This is a genomic window from Streptomyces sp. Je 1-4 4N24 (assembly GCF_026239515.1).
Lineage (GTDB): Bacteria > Actinomycetota > Actinomycetes > Streptomycetales > Streptomycetaceae > Streptomyces > Streptomyces nigrescens.
The window spans coordinates 5220289-5246101 of sequence record NZ_CP110836.1 but is presented as its reverse complement, the minus strand read 5'-3'; the positions used below and the strand labels follow the sequence as shown (position 1 = coordinate 5246101).

Genomic DNA, 25813 nt, shown 5'->3' with positions numbered 1-25813 from the left:
TACGCGCTCGGTACTGCACGTCAGGGTAAGACCTCGGGCCGGATGCCGGGCCGGGGGTGGCGGCGAGGACTCGCAGAAGTACAAAACGAGCCCTCGCCGGCCCTCACGAGTAGAGGTTGTGCTTGCTCATCTCGTGGACGTGGTCATGGTCGTGGTGGTGGGTGTGGTCTGCGGGTGCGTCCTCGGGGAACTCGCCGGGCACATGGGGCTCGGTGACCGGGAGCGACGAGTCCGCGGAGAGGTCCCAGGCGGAGGCCGGGCGGTTGCGGGCCACCATTTCCGCGCCCAGGGCCGCGACCATCGCACCGTTGTCGGTGCACAGCTTGGGCCGCGGCACCCGCAGGGTGATGCCGGCGTCCTCGCAGCGGCGCTCGGCCATCGCCCGCAGCCGGGAGTTGGCCGCGACCCCGCCGCCGATCATCAGGTGGTCCACACCGTTGTCCTCGCAGGCCCGGACGGCCTTACGGGTCAGCACATCCACCACGGCCTCCTGGAACGACGCCGAGACGTCCGCCACCGGCACCTCCTCACCGGCCGCCCGCTTCGCCTCGATCCAGCGGGCCACCGCCGTCTTCAGACCGGAGAAGGAGAAGTCGTAGACCGGGTCACGCGGGCCGGTCAGACCGCGCGGGAAGCGGATCGCGTCGGGGTTGCCCTCGCGGGCGTAGCGGTCGATGACCGGGCCGCCCGGGAAGCCGAGGTTCAGCACCCGCGCGATCTTGTCGAACGCCTCACCGGCCGCGTCGTCGATGGTTGAGCCCAGCGGCCGTACGTCGGAGGTGATGTCCGGGGCCAGCAGGAGGGAGGAGTGGCCGCCGGACACCAGCAGGGCCATGGTCGGCTCCGGCAGCGCGCCGTGCTCCAGCTGGTCGACGCAGATGTGCGAGGCGAGGTGGTTGACCCCGTAGAGCGGCTTGCCGAGGGCGTAGGCGTACGCCTTGGCGGCCGAAACGCCGACCAGCAGCGCACCGGCCAGGCCCGGTCCCGCGGTGACCGCGATCCCGTCCAGGTCGGAGGCCGCGACCCCGGCGTCCTTCAGGGCGCGCTGGATGGTGGGGACCATCGCCTCCAGGTGGGCGCGCGAGGCCACCTCCGGCACCACGCCGCCGAAGCGGGCGTGCTCGTCGACGCTGGAGGCGACCGCGTCGGCGAGGAGGGTGTGGCCGCGGACGATGCCGACACCGGTCTCGTCGCAGGAGGTCTCGATGCCGAGGACGAGCGGTCCACCGCGTGAGTCAGCCATGGTTCTCAAGTTCCTTGTACGGAGGGTGCTTCGGAGGAGGTCTGGGTGGTGCGGCGCATCACGAGGGCATCGACATTGCCGGGCTGGTAGTAGCCGCGGCGGAAGCCGATCGGCTCGAAGCCGAAGCGCTCGTAGAGGCGCTGGGCGCGGAGGTTGTCGACCCGGACCTCCAGCAGCACCTCATGGCATTCGAAGTCCGTTGCGGCGCCGAGGAGTTCGGTCAGCAGCCGGGCGCCGAGGCCGGTGCCCCACTGGTCGCGGGCGGTGGCGATGGTCTGGATGTCGCCGGTGCCGTCGATGGCGGCCAGCCCGCCGTAGCCCACCAGCCGGCCTGCCTGCTCGGCGACGAGATAGCGGCGGGTGGCGTACGGGCCGCGCGCATGCGCCAGCTCGGACCAGAACATGCCCGGCGACCAGGCGTCCTCGGGGAACAGCTCCCGCTCCAGCTCCAGCACCGGCGCTATGTCCCACCAGCGCATCTCGCGCAGCATGGCACCGGGCCGGGCGACGTCGCCGCGCTGGGGGTCCCCCCGGACAGCGTCTGGGGGAGGCGCCGAGGTCTGGTGGTCGGGCGACGGGCGGGAACTCACCGGGCAGTGACCACCTTGTAGTTGGCGGGTACCTGCGCGTCCGGACGCCGCAGATACAGCGGCTGCGGCGGCAGCAGCTCCTCGCCCGCCGCGAGCTTCCCGGCCGCCAGCTCGGCCAGCGCGGCGGCGGACTGGTGCTCGGGCGCCTCGCGCCGTACGCCGGTGAAGACCGTGTCGTAGAGCAGCGCGCCCGCGCCCACGGCCGGGACGCCGGCCACCTGGTCGGCGAGGTCCGCGGGCCGGTCGACGGCGGGTTCGGTCAGCCTCGTGCGGGCATCGCCGTAGCGCGCCCAGTAGACCTCCTTGCGGCGGGCGTCGGTGGCCACGATGAAGGGCTCGGTCAGCCCGGAGGCGTGGGCGAGGCCGTCCAGGGTGCACAGACCGTGAACGGGTACGCCGAGCGCGGCGCCGAAGGTGGCGGCGGTCACCAGGCCGACGCGCAGCCCCGTATACGGTCCCGGGCCCACGCCGACCACGATGTCGCTGACCTCGTCGAGCTTGTGGCCGGCCTCGGCCAGCACCCGGTCGACGGCGGGCAGCAGCAGCTCGCCGTGCCGGCGCGCATCCACCTGGCGGGACTCGGCGAGGACGCGGGTGCCGTCATGGAGCGCGACGGTGACGGCGGGGGTGGCGGTGTCAAGAGCTAGCAGCAGCACGTCCTTAAGACTACGGCTCGGCGGGTGGTTCCGGTTCCCGGTGCTACCGTCGCCCCCGTAGCCCAGCAGCAAGCAGCCCGGCGCCCTGGCCCGGGACTCCCCGCCGGTGGCAGGGAGAGGGAGGAAAGGTGGCACAGCGGTGCCCGCTAAGAGCAGCACGATCGTCACCGCGCTGACCACGGCGGCCGTGGTCGCGGTCGGAGTGCTCGGCTACCAGGCCGCGGCGTCCGCCCCGGACACCCTCACCGAGGCCCGTAAGGACAGCCACCACAGCACCCCCAAGAAGCACCCGGACCGTCCCGGCAAGAAGGAGAAGGCGCCCGCTCCGGCCCCGATCCCCCCGGCGTCCGGCAAGGGCCAGCGGATCGTCTACTCGCTCGATGCCAAGCGGGTCTGGCTGGTCGGCGCGCAGGAGAAGGTGCGGCGTACGTTCACGGTCGCGCCGAGCACGATCAGCCCCCCGCCGGGGACCTACGCGGTCGGCTCGCGGTCGGTCAGCGTCACGGGCTCGGACGGGATAGCGATCGAGCATGTGGTGCGGTTCGCCACCGTCGGCAACGTCACGATCGGCTTCAGCGCGGCCGTCGACGGCTCCCGGCCCACACCGGACCCGTCGAAGAAGACCGGCGGTATCCGTGAGTCGCGGGACGACGGCAAGGCGATGTGGGACTTCGCGCTGCAGGGCACCAAGGTCGTCGTGGTCTCCTGACCACGCGGCTCCCGGACGGTCCGCCTTTCGCCCCTACGGGCTACGCCGCGTCGCGGCCCCCGGTGGACGCCGTCCCGGGCTCGGACTCCTCCTCCGCCTCCGGCTCGTCCGCCAGCCTGTCCCGACGGGCTTCTTCGGCGGCGTCGGGGGGCGTGGAGACCGCGCTGGCCGCGGCGCACGCCGCCAGCAGTTCATTCATGGTCGGCGTCTCGCGCGCATCGCGCCCGGCCGCCGCGAAGGGGGTGCTCTCACGCCCGTCGGGCGAGGGGGCGGGCTGGTGGGCCGACATGGACGCCTCCCGGGGGTCCTGGGGCAAGCGACAGAAGCTAGGCTGGCTACTTAGGCTCACCTAACTGGGGTCTCCACCCATGTCACCACGCCCGGCACCCGCTACGCAACATCTTACCGACGGCTTGTCGGAAACTACGGACGTCCGGCCGGATCCGTGACCGGGCGAAACGGCCGCCGCGGCCGCCCCGCCCCCGTCGTCAGCAGGTCTCCAGCGCGGGCAGACCGGCGTCGGCCCAGCGCGTGCCGAGGCCGGTGACCGTCACCTCGCGCACATCGTCCTTGTCGGCCTCCAGGGCCTCCTCCGCGCCACCGTTCCCCATGGCACGCCCGATGACCACATGCAGCCGGTCCTCGGCCAGCTCCTCGACCTTGCCCTCGCCCCACTCCACGACCACCACCGACTCCGGCAGCGAGACATCGAGGTCCAGGTCCTCCATCTCGTCCAGCCCGCCGCCGAGCCGGTACGCGTCGACGTGCACCAGCGGGGGGCCGCCGGCCAGCGAGGGGTGTACCCGGGCGATGACAAAGGTGGGAGAGGTCACGGCGCCGCGCACGCCCAGGCCCTCGCCCAGGCCGCGGGTCAGCGTCGTCTTGCCGGCTCCCAGCTCACCGGTGAGCAGTACCAGGTCACCGGGGCGCAGCAGCGGGGCCAGACGGCGGCCCAACTCCTGCATCTGTTCGGGGGACTTGACGGTAATGTGCGCCATCGCGCCGGTGGTGCTCATGCCGCAAATGGTACGTCCCGCCCGCCAAGCTTCGGACTGCCCGGCCACGGCCCGCAGGCCGTGGCCCGGCAGGCCAGGGGCTCAGGCGCGGGCGTGCCGGGAGCTGCGGGCCGCCGCGCCGGCCCGTTCCACCAGGGACACCAGATGCTCATTGACCAGCTCGGGCCGCTCCAGCATCACCAGATGCCCGGCGCCGGGGACGCACACCAGCTCCGCCTCGGGCAGCACCTCGACGATCGCCCGGCTGTGGTCGGCCGGGGTGATCAGATCGCTCTCCCCGGCGAGCACCAGCGCGGGCACCGCGTCGTACGCGACCAGCGCCTCGGTCTTGTCATGCACCGCGAACGCCGGGAAGAACTCGGCGACCACATCGATCGGGGTCGCCTCGATCAGCCGCTCGCCGAAGCGCGCGATGCCCGGGTCCACCTTCTCCGGCGTCCCGAACGAGTACCGCTTGATCAGTCCCGCGAACAGATCGGCGGTGGCCCGCCGTCCGCGCTCGACGATCTCGCGCTGCCAGCCCAGCGCCTTCAGCACGCCCGGCGCGAGCCAGTGGAAGGCCTTGACGCCCATGGACGGCAGCCCGAAGGCGACCTCGCTGAGCCGGCCCGCGGACGTGCCGATCAGGGCCACCCCGACCACCCGCTCCGCGACGTACTCGGGGAACTGGTCGGCCAGCGCCATCACCGTCATGCCGCCCATGGAGTGCCCGACCAGCACGATCGGCCCCTCGGGGACCGCGGCGTCCAGCACCGCCTTCAGGTCCCGGCCCAGCAGGTCGATGGTGACCGGTTCCGTGCCGTCGATCTGGCCGTGGCCGCGCGAGGAGCGGCCGTGGCTGCGCTGGTCCCAGTGGACGGTGCGCACCGTGCCGCGCAGCGCGGAGCGCTGGAAGTGCCAGGAGTCCTGGCTGAGGCAGTAGCCGTGGCTGAAGACGACCGTGGGAGCCGCGGAGCGCCGGCCCAGCGCCGCCGTCAGCCGCTTGCGCAGGCCGCTCTGGGCCTCCTGCGCGGCCCGCGCCTCCTTCCCGCGGACGGGTTTGGCGGACCGGTCGGCCTTGGCGCCCTTGCCGTTCCTGGCCTTGCCCGGGTGGCCGTCCTTCTCCGGCCGGGCCGACTCCACGCCCGGCTCGTCGACCTCGTAGTACAGCTCGGTGCCGTCCTCGGCGATCGCCGCGCCCGGTGTGCCGCGCAGCGTGCCGTACGGGCCGGCGGCGTCCAGCGCGAGCCGGGCGCGGCGGCGCATCCCGCGGCCGACCGTCATCCGCTCTATCGCCACCCCGGCCGCGGCACCCGCCGCGACCACACCGATCGCGGCACCGGCCACGCCGGCGTGCCGGCCCGCCCGTGCCCAGTTGCCGGCCGCCTCGACGGCCGTCTCGACCGCCTGCGCGGCGGCCTCCTGTCCCTCGGTCATGCCGTACCCCCCGTGAGCGCGCTGTCTCCTCCGGCTTCGTTCCGTATGCCGCTGTCCACGTAGACGCGCGGGACCCGGCTTCCGATCCGTGTGACGATCTCGTAGCCGATGGTTCCGGCCACCCTGGCCCAGTCCTCCGCGGTCGGCTCACCGCGGTCCCCCGGGCCGAACAGCACCGCCGGATCGCCCGGCTCGGCGCTGTCGCCGCCCAGGTCGACCACGAACTGGTCCATCGCGATCCGCCCGGCGACCGTCCGCCACTTGCCGGCGACCAGCACCGGACCGGTGCCGGAGGCGTGCCGCGGGATGCCGTCCGCATAGCCGAGGGGGACCAGCGCCAGGCTGGTCTCGCCGGGGGTCGTGTAGTGATGCCCGTACGACACGCCGTGGCCCCCCGGGACGCGCTTGACCGACGCGAGCGAGGCCTCCAGCGTCATCGCGGGGCGCAGCCCGAAGTCCTGGGAGGTGCCGACCTCGGGGCTGGGCGAGATGCCGTAGATGCCGATGCCGGTGCGGACCAGGTCGAAGTGCGCCTCGGGGAGGGTCAGCAGCGCCGGGGTGTTGGCGATGTGCCGCACCTCGGGGCGCAGCCCGGCCGTCTCTGCGGTCTTCAACGCCTCCTGGAAGACGGCCAGCTGGGCGGCGATCGAGGGGTGCCCGGGCTCGTCGGCGCAGGCGAAGTGCGACCAGACGCCGGTGACGGCTACCGTGCCCTCGGCCTCGGCGGCGCGGGCCGCGGCGGTCAGTTCCGCCCAGTCGGCGGGCGCGCAGCCGTTGCGGCCGAGCCCGGTGTCGATCTTGAGCTGGACCCGGGCGGTCCGGCCGCACTCCCGTGCCGCGCCGGTCACCTCGCGCAGCGCCCACAGCCCGCTCACCGCGACGTCGATGTCCTGCTCGACGGCCCGGCGCCAGGGGCCGCCCGGCGTCCACAGCCAGCACAGCAGCCGCCCGGTGTCGCCCGCCGCCCGCAGCGCGAACGCCTCCTCGGGCAGCGCCGTGCCCAGCCAGTCCGCGCCGGCCTCACGGGCGGCGCGCGCACAGCGCACCGCCCCGTGTCCATAGCCGTCGGACTTGACCACGGCCATCAGCTCTGCCCGGGGTGCGCGGTCCCGCAGTGCACGCACGTTCGACCGCACGGCGGCGAGGTCGATGGCGGCGCGGGCGCGCTTTGCTGTCTCGTTCATCCCCCTCAGTGTCGCAGGCGACGCCGCGGGGCCCCGGGGGACGGGCGGGGAAACCGCGCTCACACGCCGGGCTTCCGCCCCCAGACGTACACGGTGTCGCCCTTCCTCAGCACTTCCCACGCCCTCCGCGCGTCCGTCATGGTGAGGTTGACGCAGCCGTGCGAGCCGGGCCCCGAGAAGATGTCCTCGTAGACGCCGTGCAGCGCCTCCCCGCGGTCGAAGAACTGGGCGTACGGCATCCGCGTGCCGTACAGGTTCGAGATGTGGCGCCGGTGCCGCAGATAGATCCGGTACGAACCGGTGCGGGTCTCCATCGTCGGCGCGCCCGACCGGATCACCACCGGTTCGAGGATCACCCGTCCGCTCTGCTGCACCCACATCAGCTGCCGGTTCAGATCGACACACGCGGTCCGCTGGGGAAGGTTCGGGCAGTGACCGGCCCGGTTGGGGTCCTTCTTGGCCCGCATCAGCCGCACCGTCGCCCCCGTGACCGGTCCCGCGAATCCGGTCGCCGGCGCGATGCGGTGCGCCTGCTGGAACCGCCGGATCGCCCGGCAGTCCCCCGTGCTCTGCCGCCCGTCCACCTGCCGCCCCAGATAGCGCTCCGCCTGCCGCTGGTAGGGCCCGGTGGAGGCACTGCACCGCAGCGCCCTGGTGCCGGTGTGCGCCACCTCGGACCGCGGCACGTACTCGATGTGCCGGGACCCGGCCGTCTCCCGCCCCGCGCGCGGGATCCCGGGAACCAGGTCGGGCAGTCGGTACGCGGCGGACGGGGGCGTCACGGCCACCGCGGGCGACGGCGCCACGGCCACCGCGGGCGGCCCGGCGACAACGAGGAGCGAGGCGCAGACCAGCAGCGCGGAAAAGGTGCGTTTCATGCCCTCACGCATGCCGTGGCCGCGCGGTCGTACAAGCCCACCGGGCACCAGGTTCGCCCTGGTGCCCGCACCGTTCCCCCGCGGGGCGTAACGCCGGACCGGCAGCTGTCAGTCCGTCACATCACGCCAAGCGGCGGCCAGATGGGCGGCGACATCCGAGGCCAGGATCGGCGCACCGGTCGGCCCGGCCGCGCGGCGGGCCGCCAGCCCGTGCAGATACGCGCCGACGGAACCCGCGTCCCGCGCCGGGAGTCCCGCGGCGAGCAGCGACCCGGTCACCCCCGACAGCACATCCCCGCTCCCGGCCGTCGCCAGCCAGCTGGTCCCGGTGGGGTTGACCCGTACCGGACCGTCCGCCTCCGCCACCAGCGTCGTCGAGCCCTTGAGCAGCACCGTGGCACCGTACTGCGCCGCCAACTCCCGTACGGAGGCCAGCCGTGCCGCCTCGACCTCCTCACGCCCGCGTCCGAGCAGCGCGGCGGCCTCCCCCGCATGCGGCGTCAACAACGTCTCAGCCTTCCGCTCCCGGGTTCGCTGCGGCGACAGGAACCGCAGACCGTCCGCGTCCACCAGCACCGGCACCTCCGCCGCCAGCACCTCCTCCAGCGCGTCCGCCTCCTCCCCGATGCCGGGCCCGATCACCCACGACTGCACCCGGCCCGCCTTGTCCGGCGGCCCGGGATGCACCAGCGTCTCCGGGAAGTGCGCCAGCACCGCCTCGGCGGCCGGCCCGACATACCGCACGGCCCCCGCACCGCCCCGCAACGCGCCCGCCACCGCGAGCACCGCCGCCCCCGGATACCGCGCGGACCCGGCCACCACCCCGACCACGCCGCGCCGGTACTTGTCGCTCTCGGGCACCGGACGCGGCAGCAGCTCCGCCACGTCCGCATGCTGCAGCGCCTCCATCTCGGCGTCCTCCGGCAGCGTGAGCCCGATGTCCACCAGCCGCAGCGCGCCCGCCCGCTCCCGCGCCGGATCGATCAGCAGCCCCGGCTTGTACGCGCCGAACGTCACCGTCGCATCGGCCCGTACGGCGTCCCCGTGCACCTCACCGCTGTCCGCGTCCACACCACTGGGCAGATCGACCGCCACCACCCGCGCCGACTCCCATGCGGCCCGGGCGAGTTGAGCGGCCTCCGGGCGCAGCCCACCCCGTCCCCCGATCCCGACGATGCCGTCCACGACCAGATCGGCCCGTGCGATGTCCCGCGGCGCATCGTCCGAAACCCGCCCCCCGGCCGCCCGCAGCGCGGCCAGCCCGCCCTGATGGGCCCGTTCGGGCGACAGCAGCACGGCCACCACCCCGGCCCCTCTCCGGGCCAGCCGGGCACCGGCGTACAGCGCGTCCCCGCCGTTGTCACCGCTGCCCACCAGCAGCACCACCCGGCTGCCGTACACCCGCCCCAGCAACTCCCCACAGGCCACGGCCAGTCCGGCCGCCGCCCGCTGCATCAGAGCCCCTTCGGGCAACCGCCCCATGAGCTCCCGCTCCGCGCCCCGCACGGTCTCCACGCTGTAAGCAGTCCTCATACCGACAAGTCTCACCCCTCACCCACCGACCGACCCGCATTTCCTCCCACCGGGCAGGCCAGTCCGGGATCCGACGGGCCGACACAGCCCTGGGGGAGAGAGGGGGGCGGGCCGAGGAGAGGACGGCCACCTCCTGCCTCCCCGCCACCCGGAGCAGCAGCCTGAATTCCATCCACGGGTCCCCCACGGCCCGCCACCGCCGAACACACGGGAGGGGACGGGCCGGAGGAGGCGGTGTCAGGACGTAAAGCGAAGCAGTCCTGACACCGCCTCCGGAGGCCCGTCCCCGCACCACAACGACTCGGGGCGCGCCACGGCGGGACCGACCCCGCACCCACCGCGGGACCGGCCCAGAACACCCGCACCCCCACCACGGCGGCGCCCGCCGCAAGGGGGAACCCTCACCCCTCCGCAATCACCACAGCAGAAGCCACCCCCGCGTCATGACTCATCGACACATGCCACGACCGCACCCCGAGCTCCACCGCCCGCGCCTCGACCGTCCCCTGCACCCGCAGCCGCGGCTGCCCGCTGTCCTCGACATACACCTCGGCATCGGTCCAGTGCAGCCCGCCCGGCGCCCCGAGCGCCTTGGCCAGCGCCTCCTTGGCGGCGAACCGCGCCGCCAGGGAGGCGATACCGCGCCGTTCACCGCTCGGCAGCATCAGCTCCTCCTCGATGAACAGCCGCCGCGCCAGCTCCGGCGTACGCTCCAGCGCCTCGCCGAAGCGGTCGATCTCGGCGACATCGATGCCGACCCCGATGATCATTCCACCGTCACCGACTTGGCGAGGTTGCGCGGCTGGTCGACCTCGTTGCCGCGGGCGGTGGCCAGCTCACAGGCGAAGACCTGCAGCGGGATCGTGGACACCAGCGGCTGCAGCAGCACCGGCGTCCGCGGAATCCGTACGAGGTGATCCGCGTACGGCACCACCGTCTCGTCGCCCTCCTCCGCGATCACGATCGTGCGCGCCCCCCGGGCCCGGATCTCCTGAATATTCGACACGATCTTGTCGTGCAGCACGGACCGCCCCCGCGGCGACGGCACCACCACGACGACCGGCAGATCATCCTCGATCAACGCGATCGGCCCGTGCTTGAGCTCCCCGGCCGCAAAGCCCTCCGCATGCATGTACGCGAGCTCCTTGAGCTTCAGCGCGCCCTCCAGCGCCACCGGATAGCCCACATGCCGCCCGAGGAAGAGCACCGTGTTCTTGTCGGCGAGGGAGCGCGCCAGCTCCCGTACCGGCTCCATCGTGCCCAGCACCTGCTCCACCTGGGTGCCGATGGCCGCCAGTTCGCGCACCACGTCCCGGATCTCGTCGCCCCACTTCGTGCCCCGCACCTGCGCGACGTACAGCGCCACCAGATAGCAGGCCACCAGCTGGGTCAGGAACGCCTTCGTGGAGGCCACCGCCACCTCGGGCCCGGCGTGCGTGTACAGCACCGCGTCCGACTCCCGCGGGATGGTCGACCCGTTCGTGTTGCAGATGGCGAGCACCTTCGCGCCCTGCTCCCGCGCATGCCGCAGCGCCATCAGGGTGTCCATCGTCTCGCCGGACTGGCTGATCGCGATGACCAGTGTGTGCCGGTCCAGGATCGGATCGCGGTAGCGGAACTCACTCGCCAGCTCCGTCTCGCACGGAATCCGCGTCCAGTGCTCGATCGCGTACTTGGCGATCATCCCCGCGTGGTACGCCGTCCCGCACGCCACGATGACGACCTTGTCGACCTCGCGCAGCACCTCGGGCGGAATCCGCACCTCGTCCAGGGACAGCACCCCCGACGCGTCGATCCGCCCCAACAGCGTGTCCGCGACCGCCTTCGGCTGCTCCGCGATCTCCTTCAACATGAAGTAGTCGTAGCCGCCCTTCTCGGCGGCCGAGGCGTCCCAGTCGACGTGGTACTCCCGCACCTCGGCGGGCACCCCGTCGAAGTCGGTGACCGTCACACCGTCCCGGCGCAGCTCCACGACCTGGTCCTGGCCCAGCTCGATCGCCTCGCGGGTGTGCGCAATGAACGCCGCCACATCCGAGGCGAGAAACGCCTCGCCGTCCCCGACCCCCACCACCAGCGGCGAGTTACGGCGCGCCCCGACGACCACATCCGGCTCATCGGCATGCACCGCGACCAGCGTGAACGCGCCCTCCAGCCGCCGGCACACCTGACGCATCGACTCGGCCAGCTCCCCGCAGGACGAATAGGCCTCGGCGAGCAGATGCGCCACGACCTCGGTGTCCGTCTCGGACTCCAACTCATGCCCGCGGTCGGTGAGTTCGGCGCGCAGCCCGGCGAAGTTCTCGATGATGCCGTTGTGCACGACCGAGACCCGGCCGGCGTTGTCCAGATGCGGGTGGGCGTTCTCGTCGGTGGGCCCGCCGTGAGTGGCCCAACGGGTGTGCCCGATACCCGTCGAACCGGCCGGCAGCGGACGGTCCGCCAGCTCCTTCTCCAGGTTGGCGAGCTTCCCGGCCTTCTTGGCCGCCGCCAGACCACCGTCCGCCAGCACGGCCACCCCCGCGGAGTCATACCCGCGGTACTCCAGCCGCTTCAGCCCGGCCAGGACGACATCAAGGGCGCTCTGCCCGCCCACATATCCCACGATTCCGCACATGGAGGCAGCGTACGCGCCACGTCCTGCGGCACCACGTACGACCACGCACCCGGCTCACCCACCGCACCGCCCGCCCTTCCCGAACGGGCAGAGCACCAGCCGCGCTTGCCGCTCACCCGGGTTCCGGCAGGGACCGGGGCGGGAGCCCACCGCCCCCTCAATACCCCCGCTGTATCCGCTCCTGCGCCTCCAGCACCGTCTCCAGGGATTCCTCGTCCGCCTCCGCGTCCGCTCCGGGCCCGCTGCCCGGCTCGTAACGCTCCAGGAAATCGGCGAGATCCTCCCCCAGATCCTCGTCCGGCAGCTCCTCCGTCAGCTCGGCGTACACCTGGGCGGCAAAGCCGTCCGCGGTGCCGTCCGCGCCGTCGTAGTCCGCCCCGGCGGTCCTCCCCCACGGCCGCTGTCCCAGCAGACCGGCCTTACGCGTGCGCACACGCACCCCCTGATTAGTCCTCGGCCCGGAGCCGGGCCTCTCCCCGTCACCGACGGTACCGGGCAATATCCGCCGGGTACAGACGACCAGGCAGAGAAGCACCCAAGCCAGGCCCGACGTCCACAAGACCACCCCGGCCGGCCACCCCGAGATGAACGGTGTGTGGCGGCTGCGCACAATGGGCGCGTGCCCCTGACGACCGATCCGCAGCAACGACGCCGCGCCGACAGCTCCCCGTACGTCGATCTGACGCGCGCACAGTGGAGCGCCCTGCGGGAGAAGACCCCGCTGCCCCTGACGGCCGACGAGGTCGAACAGCTGCGTGGCCTGGGCGATGTCATCGACCTCGACGAGGTGCGCGATGTCTATCTCCCGCTGTCCCGGCTCCTCAACCTCTATGTCGGCGCCAGCAGCAATCTGCGCGGTGCGCTGAACACCTTCCTCGGCGACGTGGGCGGCGGCCCCCAGCCCGGTACCCCGTTCGTCATCGGGGTCGCGGGCAGCGTGGCGGTGGGGAAGTCCACCACCGCCCGGCTGCTGCAGGCGCTGCTGGCCCGCTGGCCCGAGCATCCGCGCGTCGAGCTGGTCACCACCGACGGGTTCCTCTTCCCCAACGCCGAGCTGCACCGGCGCGGCCTGATGTCCCGCAAGGGCTTCCCGGAGTCCTACGACCGGCGGGCGCTGACCCGCTTCGTCGCGGATGTGAAGTCCGGCAGGGCCGAGGTCACCGCACCGGTCTACTCCCACCTGATCTACGACATCGTGCCGGGCGAGCAGCTGACCGTGCAGCGCCCCGACATCCTCATCGTCGAGGGCCTCAACGTCCTCCAGCCGGCGCTGCCCGGCAAGGACGGCCGCACCCGCCTCGGGCTCGCCGACTTCTTCGACTTCTCCGTCTACGTCGACGCCCGCACCGAGGACATCGAGAAGTGGTACCTGGGCCGCTTCCGCAAGCTGCGCGAGACCGCCTTCCAGAACCCGTTCTCGTACTTCCGCAAGTACACCCAGGTCTCCGAGGACGAGGCCCTCGACTATGCGCGCATGATCTGGCGCACCGTCAACAAGCCCAATCTGCAGCAGAACGTCGCCCCGACCCGCGGCCGTGCCAACCTGGTGCTGCGCAAGGGGCCGGACCACAAGGTGCAACGGCTGTCGTTGCGCAAGCTCTAGGAAGGGCGAACGCCGTGCTGCATCTGCGCCTGATCGTCCCTGCGGACCGTACGGACGAGGTGCTCCAGCTGCTGGAGAAGACCGTCGGGACGACCCATCTCGTCGTGCTGAGCGGGGCGGCCCGTGATCCGCGGGGCGATGTGGTGATGTGCGATGTCGCACGGGAGGCCGGTGACGGACTGCTGGCCCGGCTGCGGGAGATGGGCCTCGACAGAACCGGTTCGATCGCGATCGAGCACATCGACCTGTCCCTGTCCCGGCGGGCCGAGCGGGCGGAGGACGAGGCACCCGGCGAGGGCGCGGACGCCGTCCTGTGGGAGTCGCTGACCGACGCCACCCACGAGGAGTCCACGCTCTCGGCCACCTACCTCGCGTTCCTGACCCTCGCGACGATGATCGCGGCCTGCGGTGTGGTCCTGGACAACGCGATTCTGATCGTCGGCGCGATGGCGGTCGGCCCCGAGTTCGGCCCGCTGGCGGGGATCTCCACGGCCCTGGTCCGGCGCGCCCCGCGACTGGCCTGGCGCTCACTGGTGGCGCTGATCGCCGGCTTCGCCGTGGCCATGGTGCTGACCTGCGGCTTCAGCTACTTCATGGACGCGGTGGGGCTGTTCACCGAGCAGAAGGTCGAGGGCCCGCGCCCCAATACGTCGTTCATCTGGCAGCCGGACTGGATGTCGTTCGTGGTGGCCTTCCTCGCCGGTGTCGCCGGCACCCTCTCGCTGACCTCGGCGAAGTCCGGCGCGCTGGTGGGCGTGGCCATCTCGGTCACGACGGTCCCCGCCGCCGCCAACGCCTCGGTCGCCTTCGCCTACGGCGACTACGCGCAGACCTGGGGCTCCTCCACCCAGCTCGTCCTGAACCTGGCGGGCATCGTGGTCGCCGGCACGCTCACCCTGGTCACCCAGAAGTTGCTGTGGGCCCGGCACGGCGCCCACCCGGTGGCCCGCTAGCGGTACGGAACGGCCTCGCCCCGGAGCGGCAGCTGCCACCCCGGGGCGAGGCCGGAGATTCCAGGGGACCCGCGGTGCGGTCCCCTGCCTCAGCGGCGGCCGCAGCCACCGCGTACGGCACTCATCCCAGCGCCGACTTGACCGCGTCCGCCAGCCGCTCGGCCACCGCACGGGCCTGCTCGATGTCCGCCGCCTCCACCATGACGCGCACCAGCGGCTCCGTACCGGACGGCCGCAGCAGCACCCGCCCGGTGGCGCCCAGCTCCCGCTCCGCCTCGGCGACCGCCGCGGTCACCTCGGGCGAGGTGGTCACTCGGGACTTGTCGACGTCGGGGACGTTGATCAGGATCTGCGGCAGCCGCTCCATGACGCCCACCAGCTCGGCCAGCGGCCGGCCGGTCGCGGCGAGCCGGGCGGCCAGCATCAGACCGGTAAGCGTGCCGTCGCCGGTGGTGGCGTGGTCCAGCACGATGACGTGCCCGGACTGCTCACCGCCCAGCGCGAAGCCGTGCGCCTTCATCTCCTCCAGGACGTACCGGTCACCGACCGCGGACTGGACGAGGTCGATGCCCTCGCGCTCCATGGCCAGCTTGAAGCCCAGGTTGGACATGACGGTGGCGACGACGGTGTTCTTGCGCAGCGTGCCCGCCTCGCGCATGCCGAGCGCCAGGACGGCCAGGATCTGGTCCCCGTCGACCTCGTTGCCGTCGCGGTCCACGGCCAGGCAGCGGTCCGCGTCGCCGTCGTGGGCGACACCCAGGTCGGCTCCGTGCTCGACGACGGCGGCACGCAGCAGCTGCAGGTGGGTGGAGCCACAGCCGTCGTTGATGTTCAGGCCGTCGGGGTCGGTGCCGAGCGTGATGACATCGGCGCCGGCCCGCGCGAACGCCTCGGGCGAGACCCGCGCCGCCGCCCCGTGTGCGCCATCGATGACGATCTTCAGCCCGTCCAGACGGTTGGGCAGCACGCCGACGAGGTGCGCGACATAGTTGTCGAAGCCCTCGTCATAGACGGTGACCCGGCCCACGCCGGCACCGGTCGGCCGCTCCCAGGGCTCGCCGGAGCTGTGGGCGCGGTAGGTCTGCTCGATACGGTCCTCCAGCTCGTCGGCGAGCTTGTGGCCGCCGCGGGCGAAGAACTTGATGCCGTTGTCGGGCATCGGGTTGTGGCTGGCGGAGAGCATCACGCCGAGGTCCGCGCCGAGCGAGCCGGTCAGATACGCGACCGCCGGGGTCGGGAGCACCCCCACCCGCAGCACGTCCACGCCGGCGCTGGCCAGGCCCGCGACGACCGCGGCCTCCAGGAACTCGCCGGACGCGCGTGGATCGCGTCCGACCACCGCCACCGGCCGGTGACCTTCGAATGTGCCGGCTTCCGCGAGCACATGCGCCGCAGCGACCGACAGACCGAGCGCCAGCTCCGCCGTCAGATCCGCATTGGCGACACCGCGCACACCGTCCGTGCCGAAGAGTCGTCCCACTGGTGTCCTCCGAGTAGATGAGCTTGGACCAGAGCATTGAGTCCAGGTATACGCCCCTGGTCCCGGATAGCCGAACGCCCCGGCAGCACGGAGGTGCCACCGGGGCGTTCGCCAAGATGCTGCATGGTGCAGCGCGCGATTAGCGCTTGCTGTACTGCGGCGCCTTGCGGGCCTTCTTCAGACCGGCCTTCTTGCGCTCGACCGCACGGTCGTCACGCTTGAGGAACCCGGCCTTCTTCAGCGCGCCGCGGTTGTTGTCCACGTCCGCCTCGTTCAGCGCACGGGCCACGCCCAGGCGCAGCGCACCGGCCTGGCCGGAGATGCCGCCGCCGGAGATGCGGGCGACAACGTCGTAGCGGTTGTCGAGCTCGAGCACCTTGAAGGGCTCGTTGACTTCCTGCTGGTGCACCTTGTTGGGGAAGTAGCCCTCAAGGGTGCGACCGTTGATCTTCCACTGGCCGGTGCCCGGAACGATCCGGACGCGGGCGATGGCGTTCTTGCGACGGCCCAGGCCGGCGGCCGGCTGCGGGTCGCCGAAGCGGGAGGCGAGGGACTCGGAGGTGTACTCCGACTCCACGACCTCGGTCTCGGTGGTGTATTCCTCGACGGCGTCGTCGTTCTCGATGACGGTCTCGGGAGTGGTCTCGGCCACGATGCTCCTCAGAATTCTCTGTCGTCTTAGGGGGTGGCCGGACTTACTGCGCGACCTGGGTGATCTCGAACGGGACCGGCTGCTGCGCAGCGTGCGGGTGCTCGGCGCCCGCGTAGACCTTCAGCTTCGAGAGCATCTGACGGCCGAGGGTGTTCTTGGGGAGCATGCCCTTGATGGCCTTCTCGACGGCCTTCTCGGGGTTCTTGTCGAGCAGCTCGTCGTAGCGGACGGAGCGCAGACCGCCCGGGAAGCCCGAGTGGCGGTAGGCCATCTTCTGGGTCCGCTTGTTGCCGGACAGGTGCACCTTGTCGGCGTTGACGATGATGACGAAGTCGCCCATGTCAACGTGCGGCGCGTAAACGGGCTTGTGCTTACCCCGCAGGAGGGACGCGGCCTGGGTGGCCAGACGGCCCAGGACAACGTCCTGCGCGTCAATGATGTGCCACTGGCGCTGGACATCGCCGGGCTTGGGGCTGAACGTACGCACGGTTAGCCTTCGCTTCTTCAGAGGTGGGGTATCCCCTGGCCCTGAGGCCGCGGGGACGGGTCCTGTACTGGTCACCACGACCGATCACACCAGCAGGAGCGGCACTACGGGTGACGCAACCCGATCGTCCGTCGCTGGTCATCGGCCCGGTGGACCGCGTAAGGGCCCCCTCACGTGAGATAGAGCAAGCCAATACGCATAACGAACAGGCAGAATACCGGCCCGGCCCCGGTGGGGTCAAAACGCCCCCCGAACCGGCGTGCGGTACCGGCCCGCCGGCGCTGTCACGGTGACTGTGAGTATCACCCGTCTCACGCTGCTCACCCGCACCACCGGCGCACCGCCCGCCGCGCCTACCGCGACCGCTCCACCCGCCGCTCGTCCCACACCGGCTCCGCCGTCTCCCGCACCAGCCCGTCCGACCCGAACACCAGGAACCGGTCGAAGGACCGGGCGAACCACCGGTCGTGGGTGACCGCCACCACCGTCCCCTCGTACGCCTCCAGCCCTTCTTGCAGCGCCTCCGCCGACTCCAGGTCCAGGTTGTCGGTCGGCTCGTCGAGCAGCAGGGCGGTCGTACCGGACAGCTCCAGCAGCAGGATCTGGAAGCGTGCCTGCTGGCCGCCCGAGAGCCGCTCGAAGCGCTGCTCGGCCTGCCTCTCCAGCTCGTAGCGGCGCAGGACGGACATGGCGCCGCCCCGGTCCTTGGCATGTTCCTTCCAGAGGATGTCGACCAGGGTGCGGCCCTCCAGCTCGGGGTGCGCATGGGTCTGCGCGAAGTGACCGGGCACGACGCGCGCGCCGAGCTTCCACTCCCCCGTGTGCCGTACCTCGTCCCCGGCGAGCAGCCGCAGGAAGTGCGACTTCCCCGAGCCGTTGGACCCCAGGACCGCGACCCGCTCGCCGTAGAAGACCTCCAGCGAGAACGGCTTCATCAGGCCGGTCAGCTCCAGGTCCTTCGCCGTGAGGGCGCGCACGCCGGTGCGCCCGCCGCGCAGCCGCATCGTGATCTCCTGCTCACGCGGCGGCTCCTGCGGCGGCCCGGCCTCCTCGAACTTCCGCAGCCGGGTCTGCGCGGCTTGATAGCGGGAGGCGAGGCCGTCGTTGAAGGCGGCCTTGTTCTTGAGCATGTTCACGAGCTGCTTGAGCTGCACATGCTTCTCGTCCCAGCGCCGCCGCAGCTCCTCGAAGCGGGCGAAGCGCTCCTTGCGGGCCTCGTGATAGGTGCCGAACCCGCCGCCGTGCACCCAGACGTCGGAGCCCGCCGGCCCCGGCTCCACGCTGACGATCTTCTCCGCGGCGCGGGCCAGCAGCTCCCGGTCGTGCGAGACGAACAGCACCGTCTTACGGGTCTGCCGCAGCTGCTCCTCCAGCCACCGCTTGCCCGGCACGTCCAGATAGTTGTCCGGCTCGTCCAGCAGCAGCACCTCGTCCGTGCCCCGCAGCAGCGACTCCAGCACCAGCCGCTTCTGCTCGCCGCCCGAGAGCGTCCGCACCTGCCGCCACTGCGCCTTCTCGTACGGCATCCCCAGCGCCGCCATCGTGCAGATGTCCCAGGCGGTCTCGGCCTCGTAGCCGCGCGCCTCGGCCCAGTCGCTGAGTGCCTGGGCGTAGGCCATCTGCGCGGCCTCGTCGTCGTCCTCGGCGGTCATGATCGCCAGCTCGGCGGCGTCCACCGCGGCGGCCGCCTCCCTGATCCGCGGCTGCGCCACGGAAACCAGCAGGTCACGCACCGTGCGCTCATCCCGTACGGAGCCCACGAACTGCGGCATCGCCCCCAGTCCGCCGCTGACCGTCACCGCCCCGCCGTGCGGCTGCAGCTCCCCCGCGATCAGCCGCAGCAGCGTCGTCTTGCCGGCGCCGTTGGCTCCCACCAACGCGACCGACGCGCCCTCCCCCACCCGGAAGGACACATCCCCCAGCAGGACCCTCCCGTCCGGGAGGTAGTACTCCAGATGTCCGGCCTCAAGATGTCCCATGAGCGGGATTGTGACCGGCCTCCAAGCCTTCTACCAACCCCATTAGGATGCGCGGCATGAGCTTTGGGCAAGGCGGGCCGTTCGACGGCCCCGGGGGTTCTTCGTCGTCGACGCCGGACTGGGGCGCACTCGCCGAGGAGAGTGAGGCACAGTCCCGCCGCAAACGCCGGCTGTGGATCGGCGGCGGCGCGCTGGCCGCCCTCGCGGTGGCCGGCATCGTCACCGCCGCCGTCATGACCAGTGGCGGCTCGAAGGGCGGCAAGCCGACGGCTGCGCCCACCGCGTCCGACGAGGCCGCGGTGCCGGACGACAAGCCGTCCTTCCCGGACGTCTCCGTCCCGCCCCCGCCCAACCCGCGGGACTACATCTCCGACCCCAAGAAGGACAAGGCGCCGCTGACCCCCGCCACCCTCTTCCCGCAGAAGAGCATGGTCGTCGGCGAGCACACCTACCCGCGCACCAAGACCGCCGCCACCAAGGACTGCACCGCCGGCGCCCAGGGCCCGCTGGTCTCCTCGCTGTCCCACAACGGCTGCCGGAAGCTGCTGCGTGCCACGTACTCCAAGGGCGGCGTCGCGGTCACCGTCGGCATCGCGGTCTTCGACTCGCCCGCCAAGGCCGCCAAGGTCATGAACGAGAACAAGGCCAACCTCATGCCGCTGCCCGGCGGCGGGGTCCCCTCGGACTTCTGCCAGGGCACCAAGTGCCGGATGGCGACCAACGCCACCGGCCGCTACGCCTACTTCACGATCGCCGGCTACCTCAACGGCAAGGACGTCACCGGCACCGAGACCAAGGCCCGGCAGATCGCCCGCGACGGCGGCGCCTACGCGTTCAGCCAGATCACCCAGCGCGGCAAGGACCAGGCCGCGAAGGCCGCCGAGCAGCAGCTCAAGGACGCACGGAAGAAGGCCGGCCAGTCCTGACGCCCCCGGTGGCGCCGCCTTTTTGACGGCGCCACCGGGCGGCCCGTGCCGCCGCTCAGCAGCAGCCGGCCGCCGGCAGCGTCCGCCTGTTCCGCGCCTCCTGGTTGCGCGCCATCAGCAGGTCGTCGGCCGGATAGCCGACCTCCTCCAGCGTCAGCCCATGGGGCCGGACGACATGCACGGCGGAGTCCCGTACGCCCGCGGCCAGCACCTTGCCGGGCCACTCCACCGGCCGGTGCCCGTCCCCGACGAACAGCATCGCCCCGACCAGCGACCGCACCATGTTGTGGCAGAAGGCATCCGCCCGCACGGTCGCCGTGATGATCCCGTCCGCGCCCCGCACCCAGCTCAGCTCCTGGAGCGTACGGATCGTCGTCGCGCCTTCCCGCCGCTTGCAGTACGCCGCGAAGTCGTGCTCACCCAGCAGCGGCCGGGAGGCCTCGTTCATCGCCTCGACGTCCAGCTCCCAGTCGTGCCACAGCACATGGCCGCGCAGCAGCGGGTCCACCCCGCCGTGGTGATCGGTCACCCGGTACGCATAGCGCCGCCAGATCGCCGAGAACCGCGCATTGAACCCGTACGGCGCCTCGGTGAGCCGCCACACCCGCACATCCTTCGGCAGCCGCCCGGCCAGCCGCCGCAGCAGCTTGTCCTCGTGCTCGGCCCACAGCTCCGCGGGCAGATCCACATGCGCCACCTGCCCCCGCGCATGCACGCCCGCGTCCGTACGGCCGGCCACGGTGAGCTCATACGTCTCCCCGGAGCGCGTCACCGTCCGCAGCGCGTCCTCGATCTCCCCCTGGACGGTCCGCCGCCCGCCGGCCTGCTTCGCCCACCCGGAGAAGTCCTTTCCGTCGTAGGAAAGGTCCATCCGCACCCGGACCAGGCCCGGCTTCACTTCGTCACTCACACCAGCAATCCTCTCAACCCCGCGCGGTGCCGCCCGCACCCGAACGCGAAAGCGGGCCCGCCCCGAAGGGCGAACCCGCTCACGCGTAAGTCAGGACTCAGGCGTCCTTCGACTCCTCGGTCGCCTCGGCAGCCGTGGCCGCCTCCGCGTCCTTGGCCGCACGCTTGGTCGCGGCCTCGGCCTCACCGGTGGCCTGCTGGGCCACGGTCAGCGCCTCCACCAGCTCGATGACAGCCATGGGAGCGTTGTCGCCACGACGGTTACCGATCTTGGTGATACGGGTGTAGCCACCCGGGCGGTTCTCGAACCGCGGGGCGATCTCCGTGAAGAGCGTGTGCACGACGCTCTTGTCCGAGATCAGCTGCATGACCTGACGGCGGTTGTGAAGGTCGCCCTTCTTCGCCTTGGTCACCAGACGCTCCGCGTACGGACGCAGACGACGGGCCTTGGCCTCGGTCGTCGTGATGCGGCCGTGCTCGAAGAGCGCGGTGGCCAGGTTGCGCAGCATGAGGCGCTCGTGCGCAGCGCTGCCGCCCAGACGGGCACCCTTGGCGGGCTTCGGCATGGTGTATCTCCTTCTTTGCTGCACCGGCCGTATCAGGTACCGGTGTCAGTTCCCACGAGGCGGCCGCCCCGCGGAAGATTCACACGGCTGAGGCCCGGGGCACACGGCCCCGGACCCCTGCCGGACAAACTCAGTACTGCTCGGTCTCCACGAAACCGGCGTCCGCGTCGTCGTCGGCGCCGAACGCGTCGGCGGCGGCGGTCGGGTCGAATCCGGGAGGCGAGTCCTTCAGCGCCAGGCCCATACCGGCCAGCTTCGCCTTGACCTCGTCGATCGACTTCGCACCGAAGTTGCGGATGTCGAGCAGGTCGGCCTCGGAGCGCGCCACGAGCTCACCCACGGAGTGGATGCCCTCACGCTTGAGGCAGTTGTACGAGCGGACCGTGAGCTCCAGCTCCTCGATCGGCAGCGCCAGGTCGGCGGCCAGGGCGGCGTCCGTCGGGGACGGGCCCATGTCGATGCCCTCGGCGTCGATGTTGAGCTCGCGCGCCAGACCGAACAGCTCAACCAGGGTCTTACCGGCGGACGCCATGGCGTCACGCGGGCGCATGGCCTGCTTGGTCTCGACGTCGACGATCAGCTTGTCGAAGTCGGTGCGCTGCTCGACACGGGTCGCCTCGACCTTGTAGGTGACCTTGAGCACGGGGCTGTAGATGGAGTCGACCGGGATACGGCCGATCTCCTGGCCCACCTGCTTGTTCTGGACGGCGGAGACATAGCCGCGACCGCGCTCGACGGTCAGCTCCATCTCCAGCTTGCCCTTGCCGTTGAGGGTGGCGAGGACCAGGTCCGGGTTGTGCACCTCGACACCGGCCGGCGGGGCGATGTCCGCCGCGGTGACCAGGCCGGGACCCTGCTTGCGCAGGTACATCACGACCGGCTCGTCGTGCTCGGAGGAGACGACCAGCTGCTTGATGTTGAGGATGAGGTCGGTGACGTCCTCCTTGACGCCCGGCACGGTGGTGAACTCGTGCAGGACACCGTCGATGCGGATGGACGTGACCGCCGCACCCGGGATCGAGGACAGGAGGGTCCGACGCAGAGAGTTGCCGAGGGTGTAACCGAAGCCCGGCTCCAGCGGCTCGATCACGAACCGGGAGCGGTATTCGTCGACGACCTCTTCGGTCAACGAGGGACGCTGAGCAATCAGCATGGTGTTCGATCCTTCAGTCGTGGACGCCCGCTATTTGACGCCCGCTGTACTGACAAGGGTACGGGCGGCACGGCGCCATCGGCTCCGTACCGCCCCCACCGGTCAGCTCTTACTTGGAGTAGAGCTCAACGATCAGCTGCTCCTGCACCTGGGTGTCGATCACCTGGCGCTCGGGCATGCTGTGCACGAGAATCCGGAGGTTCGAGGGGATCGCTTCCAGCCAGGCCGGAACGGTCTTCTCGCCGGCCTCGGCCTGCGCCACCTGGAAGGGGGTCAGGTTCCGAGAGCCCTCGCGGACCTCGATGATGTCGTTCACGGACACACGGGCCGACGGGATGTCGGTCTTGCGGCCGTTCACATTGACGTGTCCGTGACGGACCAGCTGACGGGCGTGGTCGCGGGACTTGGCAAAGCCGGCCCGGTAGACCACGTTGTCGAGGCGGGTCTCAAGGATGCGCAGAAGGTTCTCACCGGTCTTGCCGGTCTTCTGGTTCGCTTCCTTGTAGTAGTTCACGAACTGCTTCTCAAGGACACCGTAGATACGGCTGCACTTCTGCTTCTCACGAAGCTGGAGCAGGTACTCGCTGTCCTTGGTGCGCCCGCGACCGTGCTCACCCGGGGGGTAAGGACGGATCTCGATCGGGCACTTCGCGCTCTCGCACTTGCTCCCCTTGAGGAAGAGCTTCTGCTTCTCCCGACGGCAACGCTTGCAGTCGGCCCCGGTGTAACGCGCCATTGTCTAGTTGTCTCCTACTTCAGGTGGTCAGACGCGGCGACGCTTGGGCGGGCGGCATCCGTTGTGAGGAGTGGGGGTGACGTCCTGGATCGAACCCACCTCGAGGCCGGTGGCCTGGAGGGAGCGGATCGCGGTCTCACGGCCGGAGCCGGGACCCTTGACGAAGACGTCGACCTTGCGCATGCCGTGCTCCTGCGCGCGGCGGGCGGCCGACTCGGCGGCCATCTGCGCGGCGAAGGGGGTGGACTTGCGCGAGCCCTTGAAGCCGACATGGCCGGCAGAGGCCCAAGAGATCACGTTGCCCGTGGGGTCCGTGATCGAGACGATCGTGTTGTTGAACGTGCTCTTGATGTGAGCGTGCCCGTGGGCGACGTTCTTCTTCTCCTTGCGGCGCACCTTCTTGGCGCCGGCCGTACGGCCCTTCGGAGGCATTCATTACTCCCGTGGAGGTGGTCGGTCCTACAGCGAAGACCGCTGGTAAGCGTCCTGTCCTGCTGAGGACTACTTCTTGCCCGGCTTCTTCTTGCCGGCGATCGCGCGACGCGGGCCCTTGCGGGTACGGGCGTTCGTGCTGGTGCGCTGACCGTGCACCGGCAGACCGCGACGGTGGCGCAGACCCTGGTAGCAGCCGATCTCGACCTTGCGGCGGATGTCGGCCTGGATCTCGCGACGGAGGTCACCCTCGGTCTTGAGGTTGTTGTCCACGTACTCGCGGATCTTGACGAGGTCTTCCTCGGCCAGGTCGCGAACACGGGTGTTCGGGTTCACGCCGGTGGCGGCGAGAGTCTGCTGCGACAGCGTCCGCCCGATACCGAAGACGTAGGTGAGGGCGACCTCCACACGCTTTTCGCGCGGGAGATCAACGCCTGCGAGGCGTGCCATTGATGTGGCTCCTGATGGCTATTCGGAGGTCTTCCGCAGCACCGTTCCCGTAAGACTCTGAAGAATTACGAGCCGGGTCCCCGGCCTCCGAGCCGGGGGTGTCGTCCCCACGCGAGTGATGCGGGGGTCGGGTGACTGCGTATGTACGTATGTGCTTGCGTCGCGCGAAAACTGCGAAATGCAGGTGGTCGGCGTGCGTCAGCCCTGGCGCTGCTTGTGGCGCAGGTTGTCGCAGATGACCATGACCCGGCCGTGGCGGCGGATCACCTTGCACTTGTCGCAGATCTTCTTGACGCTCGGCTTGACCTTCATGGGATGTGAGGTTCTCCGGGTCAGTGCCGTCACCCCACGGGAGCGGGGCGGCGACAAGATCTACTTGTAGCGGTAGACGATCCGGCCACGCGTCAGGTCGTACGGAGAAAGCTCCACCACGACCCGGTCATCCGGGAGGATACGGATGTAGTGCATCCGCATCTTGCCGCTGATGTGCGCGAGGACCTTGTGACCGTTCTGGAGCTCCACCTTGAACATGGCGTTCGGGAGGGACTCGATCACGGTGCCCTCGATCTCGATGGCACCTTGCTTCTTGGCCACGCTTCGCCCTTCGAATCGGCTACCTTGATCGACTATCCCGCACCACACCCTCAACCAAGAGGGCATACGGATGCACGAGAGCCGACGCGTCAGTCTACGCCAGCGTCCAGGAAAAGACGAATCCAGGATTATTGCCCATCAGGCGTGATCCTTACGCCCGGGCGGCCCGGCTCACGACAGAGCGGCCGGTTCACGCCAGGGGATCGGGCGCCGCCGTGATCCCCAGCTCGGCGAGCTTGGCCTTGCCGCCGTCCGGCGCGGTCAGCACCAGCGGGCCCTCCTCGGTCAGCGCGACCGAGTGCTCCCAGTGCGAGGACCAGCTGCCGTCGTTCGACTTGACCGTCCAGTCGTCGTCGAGGACGTGGGTCTTGGCCGTGCCGAGGTTCACCATCGGCTCGATCGCGATACAGAAACCGGGCACCAGCTTCGGGCCGCGGCCGCGCTTGCGGTCGACGTAGTTCAGCAGATGCGGGTCCATGTGCATCTGCGAGCCGATGCCGTGGCCGCCGTAGTCCTCGACGATGCCGTACTTACCGCTCGCCGGACGGGGCTGGCGGCGGATGTAGCCCTCGATCGCCTTGGAGATGTCCACCAGGCGGTTGCCCTTGGCGACCGCCGCGACGCCCGCCCACATCGACTCCTCGGTGACCCGGCTCAGCTCGACCAGCTCCGCCGAGTGACCGGACCCGACGAAGGCGGTGTACGCCGCGTCGCCGTGCCAGCCGTCGATGATCGCGCCGCAGTCGATGGAGATGATGTCGCCGTTCTGCAGCACCGTCTCGGTGTCGGGGATGCCGTGGACCACGACATCGTTGACCGAGGTGCAGATCGTCGCGGGGAAGCCGCCGTATCCGAGGAAGTTCGACTTCGCACCGTGTTCGGCGAGCACCTTGCGTGCCGCGTCGTCCAGGTCCTTGGTCGTGGCGCCCGGCACCGCGACCTTCCGGGTCGCCGCGTGAATGGCGGCGACCACCAGCCCCGCCTCGCGCATCTTCGCGATCTGCTCGGGGGTCTTGATCTCCACCATGGGGGCTGGCGCCTTCCTGAACCGACT

29 protein-coding genes are annotated in these 25813 nt (G+C 70.9%); 4 read left to right on the top strand and 25 right to left on the bottom strand.

All coding sequences use genetic code 11. The annotated features are described in order from the left end of the window. Positions 1–103: 103 nt before the first annotated feature. The 3 genes from tsaD to tsaB form a co-directional block, all read right to left on the bottom strand. Positions 104–1243, bottom strand: a complete 1140-nt coding sequence (gene tsaD, locus SLV14N_RS23065; RefSeq protein ID WP_263270866.1) for a tRNA (adenosine(37)-N6)-threonylcarbamoyltransferase complex transferase subunit TsaD — start codon at positions 1241–1243, stop codon at positions 104–106. A gap of 5 nt (positions 1244–1248) precedes the next feature. After that, on the bottom strand, positions 1249–1734 hold the full coding sequence (gene rimI, locus SLV14N_RS23060; RefSeq protein WP_263273243.1) for a ribosomal protein S18-alanine N-acetyltransferase: 486 nt from the start codon (positions 1732–1734) through the stop codon (positions 1249–1251). 95 nt (positions 1735–1829) lie between these two features. Beyond that, the gene (gene tsaB / locus SLV14N_RS23055; protein ID WP_263270865.1) at positions 1830–2489 is read right to left on the bottom strand and encodes a tRNA (adenosine(37)-N6)-threonylcarbamoyltransferase complex dimerization subunit type 1 TsaB; all 660 of its coding nucleotides are present in this window, start codon (positions 2487–2489) and stop codon (positions 1830–1832) included. Between the two features lie 139 nt (positions 2490–2628). On the opposite strand from tsaB, the gene SLV14N_RS23050 reads away from it, so the two are divergent. Further along, positions 2629–3198 carry a hypothetical protein gene (locus SLV14N_RS23050; protein ID WP_208683181.1) on the top strand — a complete coding sequence of 190 codons (570 nt, stop codon included), beginning with the start codon at positions 2629–2631 and terminating at the stop codon, positions 3196–3198. 40 nt (positions 3199–3238) lie between these two features. Here the strand turns inward: SLV14N_RS23050 and SLV14N_RS23045 are convergent, their stop codons facing one another. The 9 genes from SLV14N_RS23045 to SLV14N_RS23005 all read right to left on the bottom strand — a co-directional run bounded on the left by SLV14N_RS23045 (position 3239) and on the right by SLV14N_RS23005 (position 12272). Beyond that, positions 3239–3487 carry a hypothetical protein gene (locus tag SLV14N_RS23045; RefSeq protein WP_208683180.1) on the bottom strand — a complete coding sequence of 83 codons (249 nt, stop codon included), beginning with the start codon at positions 3485–3487 and terminating at the stop codon, positions 3239–3241. A gap of 199 nt (positions 3488–3686) precedes the next feature. Continuing rightward, positions 3687–4214, bottom strand: a complete 528-nt coding sequence (gene tsaE, locus SLV14N_RS23040) for a tRNA (adenosine(37)-N6)-threonylcarbamoyltransferase complex ATPase subunit type 1 TsaE (RefSeq protein ID WP_208683179.1) — start codon at positions 4212–4214, stop codon at positions 3687–3689. A gap of 81 nt (positions 4215–4295) precedes the next feature. Beyond that, positions 4296–5630, bottom strand: a complete 1335-nt coding sequence (locus SLV14N_RS23035) for an alpha/beta fold hydrolase (RefSeq protein ID WP_208683174.1) — start codon at positions 5628–5630, stop codon at positions 4296–4298. Then, positions 5627–6814, bottom strand: a complete 1188-nt coding sequence (gene alr, locus SLV14N_RS23030) for an alanine racemase (RefSeq protein ID WP_208683172.1) — start codon at positions 6812–6814, stop codon at positions 5627–5629. The genes SLV14N_RS23035 and alr overlap by 4 nt, the downstream gene beginning before the upstream one ends. Positions 6815–6873: 59 nt before the next feature. Continuing rightward, positions 6874–7692, bottom strand: coding sequence for a L,D-transpeptidase (locus tag SLV14N_RS23025; RefSeq protein ID WP_263270862.1), 819 nt, complete (start codon positions 7690–7692; stop codon positions 6874–6876). Positions 7693–7800: 108 nt separating this feature from the next. After that, the gene (locus SLV14N_RS23020; RefSeq protein ID WP_263270861.1) at positions 7801–9225 is read right to left on the bottom strand and encodes an NAD(P)H-hydrate dehydratase; all 1425 of its coding nucleotides are present in this window, start codon (positions 9223–9225) and stop codon (positions 7801–7803) included. Positions 9226–9626: 401 nt separating this feature from the next. Beyond that, positions 9627–9995 (bottom strand): holo-ACP synthase, encoded by a 369-nt coding sequence (locus SLV14N_RS23015; RefSeq protein ID WP_208683166.1) that lies wholly within the window; start codon positions 9993–9995, stop codon positions 9627–9629. After that, positions 9992–11839 carry a glutamine--fructose-6-phosphate transaminase (isomerizing) gene (glmS, locus tag SLV14N_RS23010; RefSeq protein ID WP_263270860.1) on the bottom strand — a complete coding sequence of 616 codons (1848 nt, stop codon included), beginning with the start codon at positions 11837–11839 and terminating at the stop codon, positions 9992–9994. Before glmS ends, SLV14N_RS23015 begins: the two co-directional genes overlap by 4 nt. 157 nt (positions 11840–11996) lie before the next feature. Next, positions 11997–12272: a hypothetical protein gene (locus SLV14N_RS23005; RefSeq protein ID WP_263270859.1), complete on the bottom strand. Its 276-nt coding sequence runs from the start codon at positions 12270–12272 to the stop codon at positions 11997–11999. Positions 12273–12458: 186 nt separating this feature from the next. Between SLV14N_RS23005 and coaA the strand changes: the two genes are divergently transcribed. Then, positions 12459–13442, top strand: coding sequence for a type I pantothenate kinase (gene coaA / locus SLV14N_RS23000; protein WP_018090879.1), 984 nt, complete (start codon positions 12459–12461; stop codon positions 13440–13442). Positions 13443–13456: 14 nt separating this feature from the next. Then, positions 13457–14395, top strand: a complete 939-nt coding sequence (locus tag SLV14N_RS22995; protein ID WP_263270857.1) for a DUF389 domain-containing protein — start codon at positions 13457–13459, stop codon at positions 14393–14395. Between the two features lie 121 nt (positions 14396–14516). On the opposite strand, the gene glmM is transcribed toward SLV14N_RS22995, so the two are convergent. From glmM to SLV14N_RS22975, 4 genes are all read right to left on the bottom strand, one after another. Then, positions 14517–15875, bottom strand: a complete 1359-nt coding sequence (gene glmM, locus SLV14N_RS22990) for a phosphoglucosamine mutase (protein ID WP_263270856.1) — start codon at positions 15873–15875, stop codon at positions 14517–14519. A gap of 139 nt (positions 15876–16014) precedes the next feature. Then, positions 16015–16527, bottom strand: coding sequence for a 30S ribosomal protein S9 (gene rpsI, locus SLV14N_RS22985; protein ID WP_018090882.1), 513 nt, complete (start codon positions 16525–16527; stop codon positions 16015–16017). A 43-nt stretch (positions 16528–16570) separates the two neighbouring features. Further along, positions 16571–17014 carry a 50S ribosomal protein L13 gene (rplM, locus tag SLV14N_RS22980; RefSeq protein ID WP_006604900.1) on the bottom strand — a complete coding sequence of 148 codons (444 nt, stop codon included), beginning with the start codon at positions 17012–17014 and terminating at the stop codon, positions 16571–16573. 353 nt (positions 17015–17367) lie between these two features. After that, positions 17368–18993 carry an ABC-F family ATP-binding cassette domain-containing protein gene (locus SLV14N_RS22975; protein WP_263270854.1) on the bottom strand — a complete coding sequence of 542 codons (1626 nt, stop codon included), beginning with the start codon at positions 18991–18993 and terminating at the stop codon, positions 17368–17370. Positions 18994–19049: 56 nt separating this feature from the next. Here SLV14N_RS22975 and SLV14N_RS22970 point away from each other — a divergent pair, with 56 nt between their 5' ends. Beyond that, entirely contained in the window at positions 19050–19919 is an 870-nt protein-coding gene (locus tag SLV14N_RS22970; protein WP_208683149.1) for a hypothetical protein, read from the top strand. A gap of 55 nt (positions 19920–19974) precedes the next feature. On the opposite strand, the gene truA is transcribed toward SLV14N_RS22970, so the two are convergent. From truA to map, 9 genes are all read right to left on the bottom strand, one after another. Next, positions 19975–20829, bottom strand: a complete 855-nt coding sequence (truA, locus tag SLV14N_RS22965; protein ID WP_208683148.1) for a tRNA pseudouridine(38-40) synthase TruA — start codon at positions 20827–20829, stop codon at positions 19975–19977. A 97-nt stretch (positions 20830–20926) separates the two neighbouring features. Continuing rightward, positions 20927–21394, bottom strand: a complete 468-nt coding sequence (gene rplQ / locus SLV14N_RS22960; RefSeq protein WP_018090886.1) for a 50S ribosomal protein L17 — start codon at positions 21392–21394, stop codon at positions 20927–20929. 130 nt (positions 21395–21524) lie between these two features. Further along, positions 21525–22547: a DNA-directed RNA polymerase subunit alpha gene (locus SLV14N_RS22955; protein WP_003956430.1), complete on the bottom strand. Its 1023-nt coding sequence runs from the start codon at positions 22545–22547 to the stop codon at positions 21525–21527. A 109-nt stretch (positions 22548–22656) separates the two neighbouring features. Continuing rightward, positions 22657–23283 carry a 30S ribosomal protein S4 gene (gene rpsD, locus SLV14N_RS22950; RefSeq protein ID WP_127151655.1) on the bottom strand — a complete coding sequence of 209 codons (627 nt, stop codon included), beginning with the start codon at positions 23281–23283 and terminating at the stop codon, positions 22657–22659. A 27-nt stretch (positions 23284–23310) separates the two neighbouring features. Beyond that, the gene (rpsK, locus tag SLV14N_RS22945; protein WP_004571845.1) at positions 23311–23715 is read right to left on the bottom strand and encodes a 30S ribosomal protein S11; all 405 of its coding nucleotides are present in this window, start codon (positions 23713–23715) and stop codon (positions 23311–23313) included. A 69-nt stretch (positions 23716–23784) separates the two neighbouring features. Then, positions 23785–24165, bottom strand: a complete 381-nt coding sequence (gene rpsM / locus SLV14N_RS22940) for a 30S ribosomal protein S13 (RefSeq protein WP_018090888.1) — start codon at positions 24163–24165, stop codon at positions 23785–23787. Between the two features lie 198 nt (positions 24166–24363). Next, a complete protein-coding gene (gene rpmJ, locus SLV14N_RS22935) occupies positions 24364–24477 on the bottom strand; it encodes a 50S ribosomal protein L36 (RefSeq protein ID WP_003956441.1) in 114 nt (37 codons plus the stop codon). Positions 24478–24537: 60 nt separating this feature from the next. Then, positions 24538–24759, bottom strand: a complete 222-nt coding sequence (gene infA / locus SLV14N_RS22930) for a translation initiation factor IF-1 (protein WP_003956442.1) — start codon at positions 24757–24759, stop codon at positions 24538–24540. 190 nt (positions 24760–24949) lie between these two features. Beyond that, positions 24950–25786, bottom strand: a complete 837-nt coding sequence (gene map, locus SLV14N_RS22925) for a type I methionyl aminopeptidase (protein WP_018090889.1) — start codon at positions 25784–25786, stop codon at positions 24950–24952. Between the last annotated feature and the right edge of the window lie 27 nt (positions 25787–25813).

What these genes read in the sequence shown, in the direction of transcription:
- tsaD (WP_263270866.1), bottom strand. Translation starts at nt 1,243, where the DNA reads ATGGCTGACTCACGCGGTGGACCGCTCGTCCTCGGCATCGAGACCTCC.
- rimI (WP_263273243.1), bottom strand. Translation starts at nt 1,734, where the DNA reads ATGCTGCGCGAGATGCGCTGGTGGGACATAGCGCCGGTGCTGGAGCTG.
- SLV14N_RS23045 (WP_208683180.1), bottom strand. Translation starts at nt 3,487, where the DNA reads ATGTCGGCCCACCAGCCCGCCCCCTCGCCCGACGGGCGTGAGAGCACC.
- tsaE (WP_208683179.1), bottom strand. Translation starts at nt 4,214, where the DNA reads ATGAGCACCACCGGCGCGATGGCGCACATTACCGTCAAGTCCCCCGAA.
- SLV14N_RS23035 (WP_208683174.1), bottom strand. Translation starts at nt 5,630, where the DNA reads ATGACCGAGGGACAGGAGGCCGCCGCGCAGGCGGTCGAGACGGCCGTC.
- alr (WP_208683172.1), bottom strand. Translation starts at nt 6,814, where the DNA reads ATGAACGAGACAGCAAAGCGCGCCCGCGCCGCCATCGACCTCGCCGCC.
- SLV14N_RS23025 (WP_263270862.1), bottom strand. Translation starts at nt 7,692, where the DNA reads ATGAAACGCACCTTTTCCGCGCTGCTGGTCTGCGCCTCGCTCCTCGTT.
- SLV14N_RS23020 (WP_263270861.1), bottom strand. Translation starts at nt 9,225, where the DNA reads ATGAGGACTGCTTACAGCGTGGAGACCGTGCGGGGCGCGGAGCGGGAG.
- SLV14N_RS23015 (WP_208683166.1), bottom strand. Translation starts at nt 9,995, where the DNA reads ATGATCATCGGGGTCGGCATCGATGTCGCCGAGATCGACCGCTTCGGC.
- glmS (WP_263270860.1), bottom strand. Translation starts at nt 11,839, where the DNA reads ATGTGCGGAATCGTGGGATATGTGGGCGGGCAGAGCGCCCTTGATGTC.
- SLV14N_RS22975 (WP_263270854.1), bottom strand. Translation starts at nt 18,993, where the DNA reads ATGGGACATCTTGAGGCCGGACATCTGGAGTACTACCTCCCGGACGGG.
- SLV14N_RS22970 (WP_208683149.1), top strand. Translation starts at nt 19,050, where the DNA reads ATGAGCTTTGGGCAAGGCGGGCCGTTCGACGGCCCCGGGGGTTCTTCG.
- rplQ (WP_018090886.1), bottom strand. Translation starts at nt 21,394, where the DNA reads ATGCCGAAGCCCGCCAAGGGTGCCCGTCTGGGCGGCAGCGCTGCGCAC.
- SLV14N_RS22955 (WP_003956430.1), bottom strand. Translation starts at nt 22,547, where the DNA reads ATGCTGATTGCTCAGCGTCCCTCGTTGACCGAAGAGGTCGTCGACGAA.
- rpsD (WP_127151655.1), bottom strand. Translation starts at nt 23,283, where the DNA reads ATGGCGCGTTACACCGGGGCCGACTGCAAGCGTTGCCGTCGGGAGAAG.
- rpsK (WP_004571845.1), bottom strand. Translation starts at nt 23,715, where the DNA reads ATGCCTCCGAAGGGCCGTACGGCCGGCGCCAAGAAGGTGCGCCGCAAG.
- rpsM (WP_018090888.1), bottom strand. Translation starts at nt 24,165, where the DNA reads ATGGCACGCCTCGCAGGCGTTGATCTCCCGCGCGAAAAGCGTGTGGAG.
- rpmJ (WP_003956441.1), bottom strand. Translation starts at nt 24,477, where the DNA reads ATGAAGGTCAAGCCGAGCGTCAAGAAGATCTGCGACAAGTGCAAGGTG.
- map (WP_018090889.1), bottom strand. Translation starts at nt 25,786, where the DNA reads ATGGTGGAGATCAAGACCCCCGAGCAGATCGCGAAGATGCGCGAGGCG.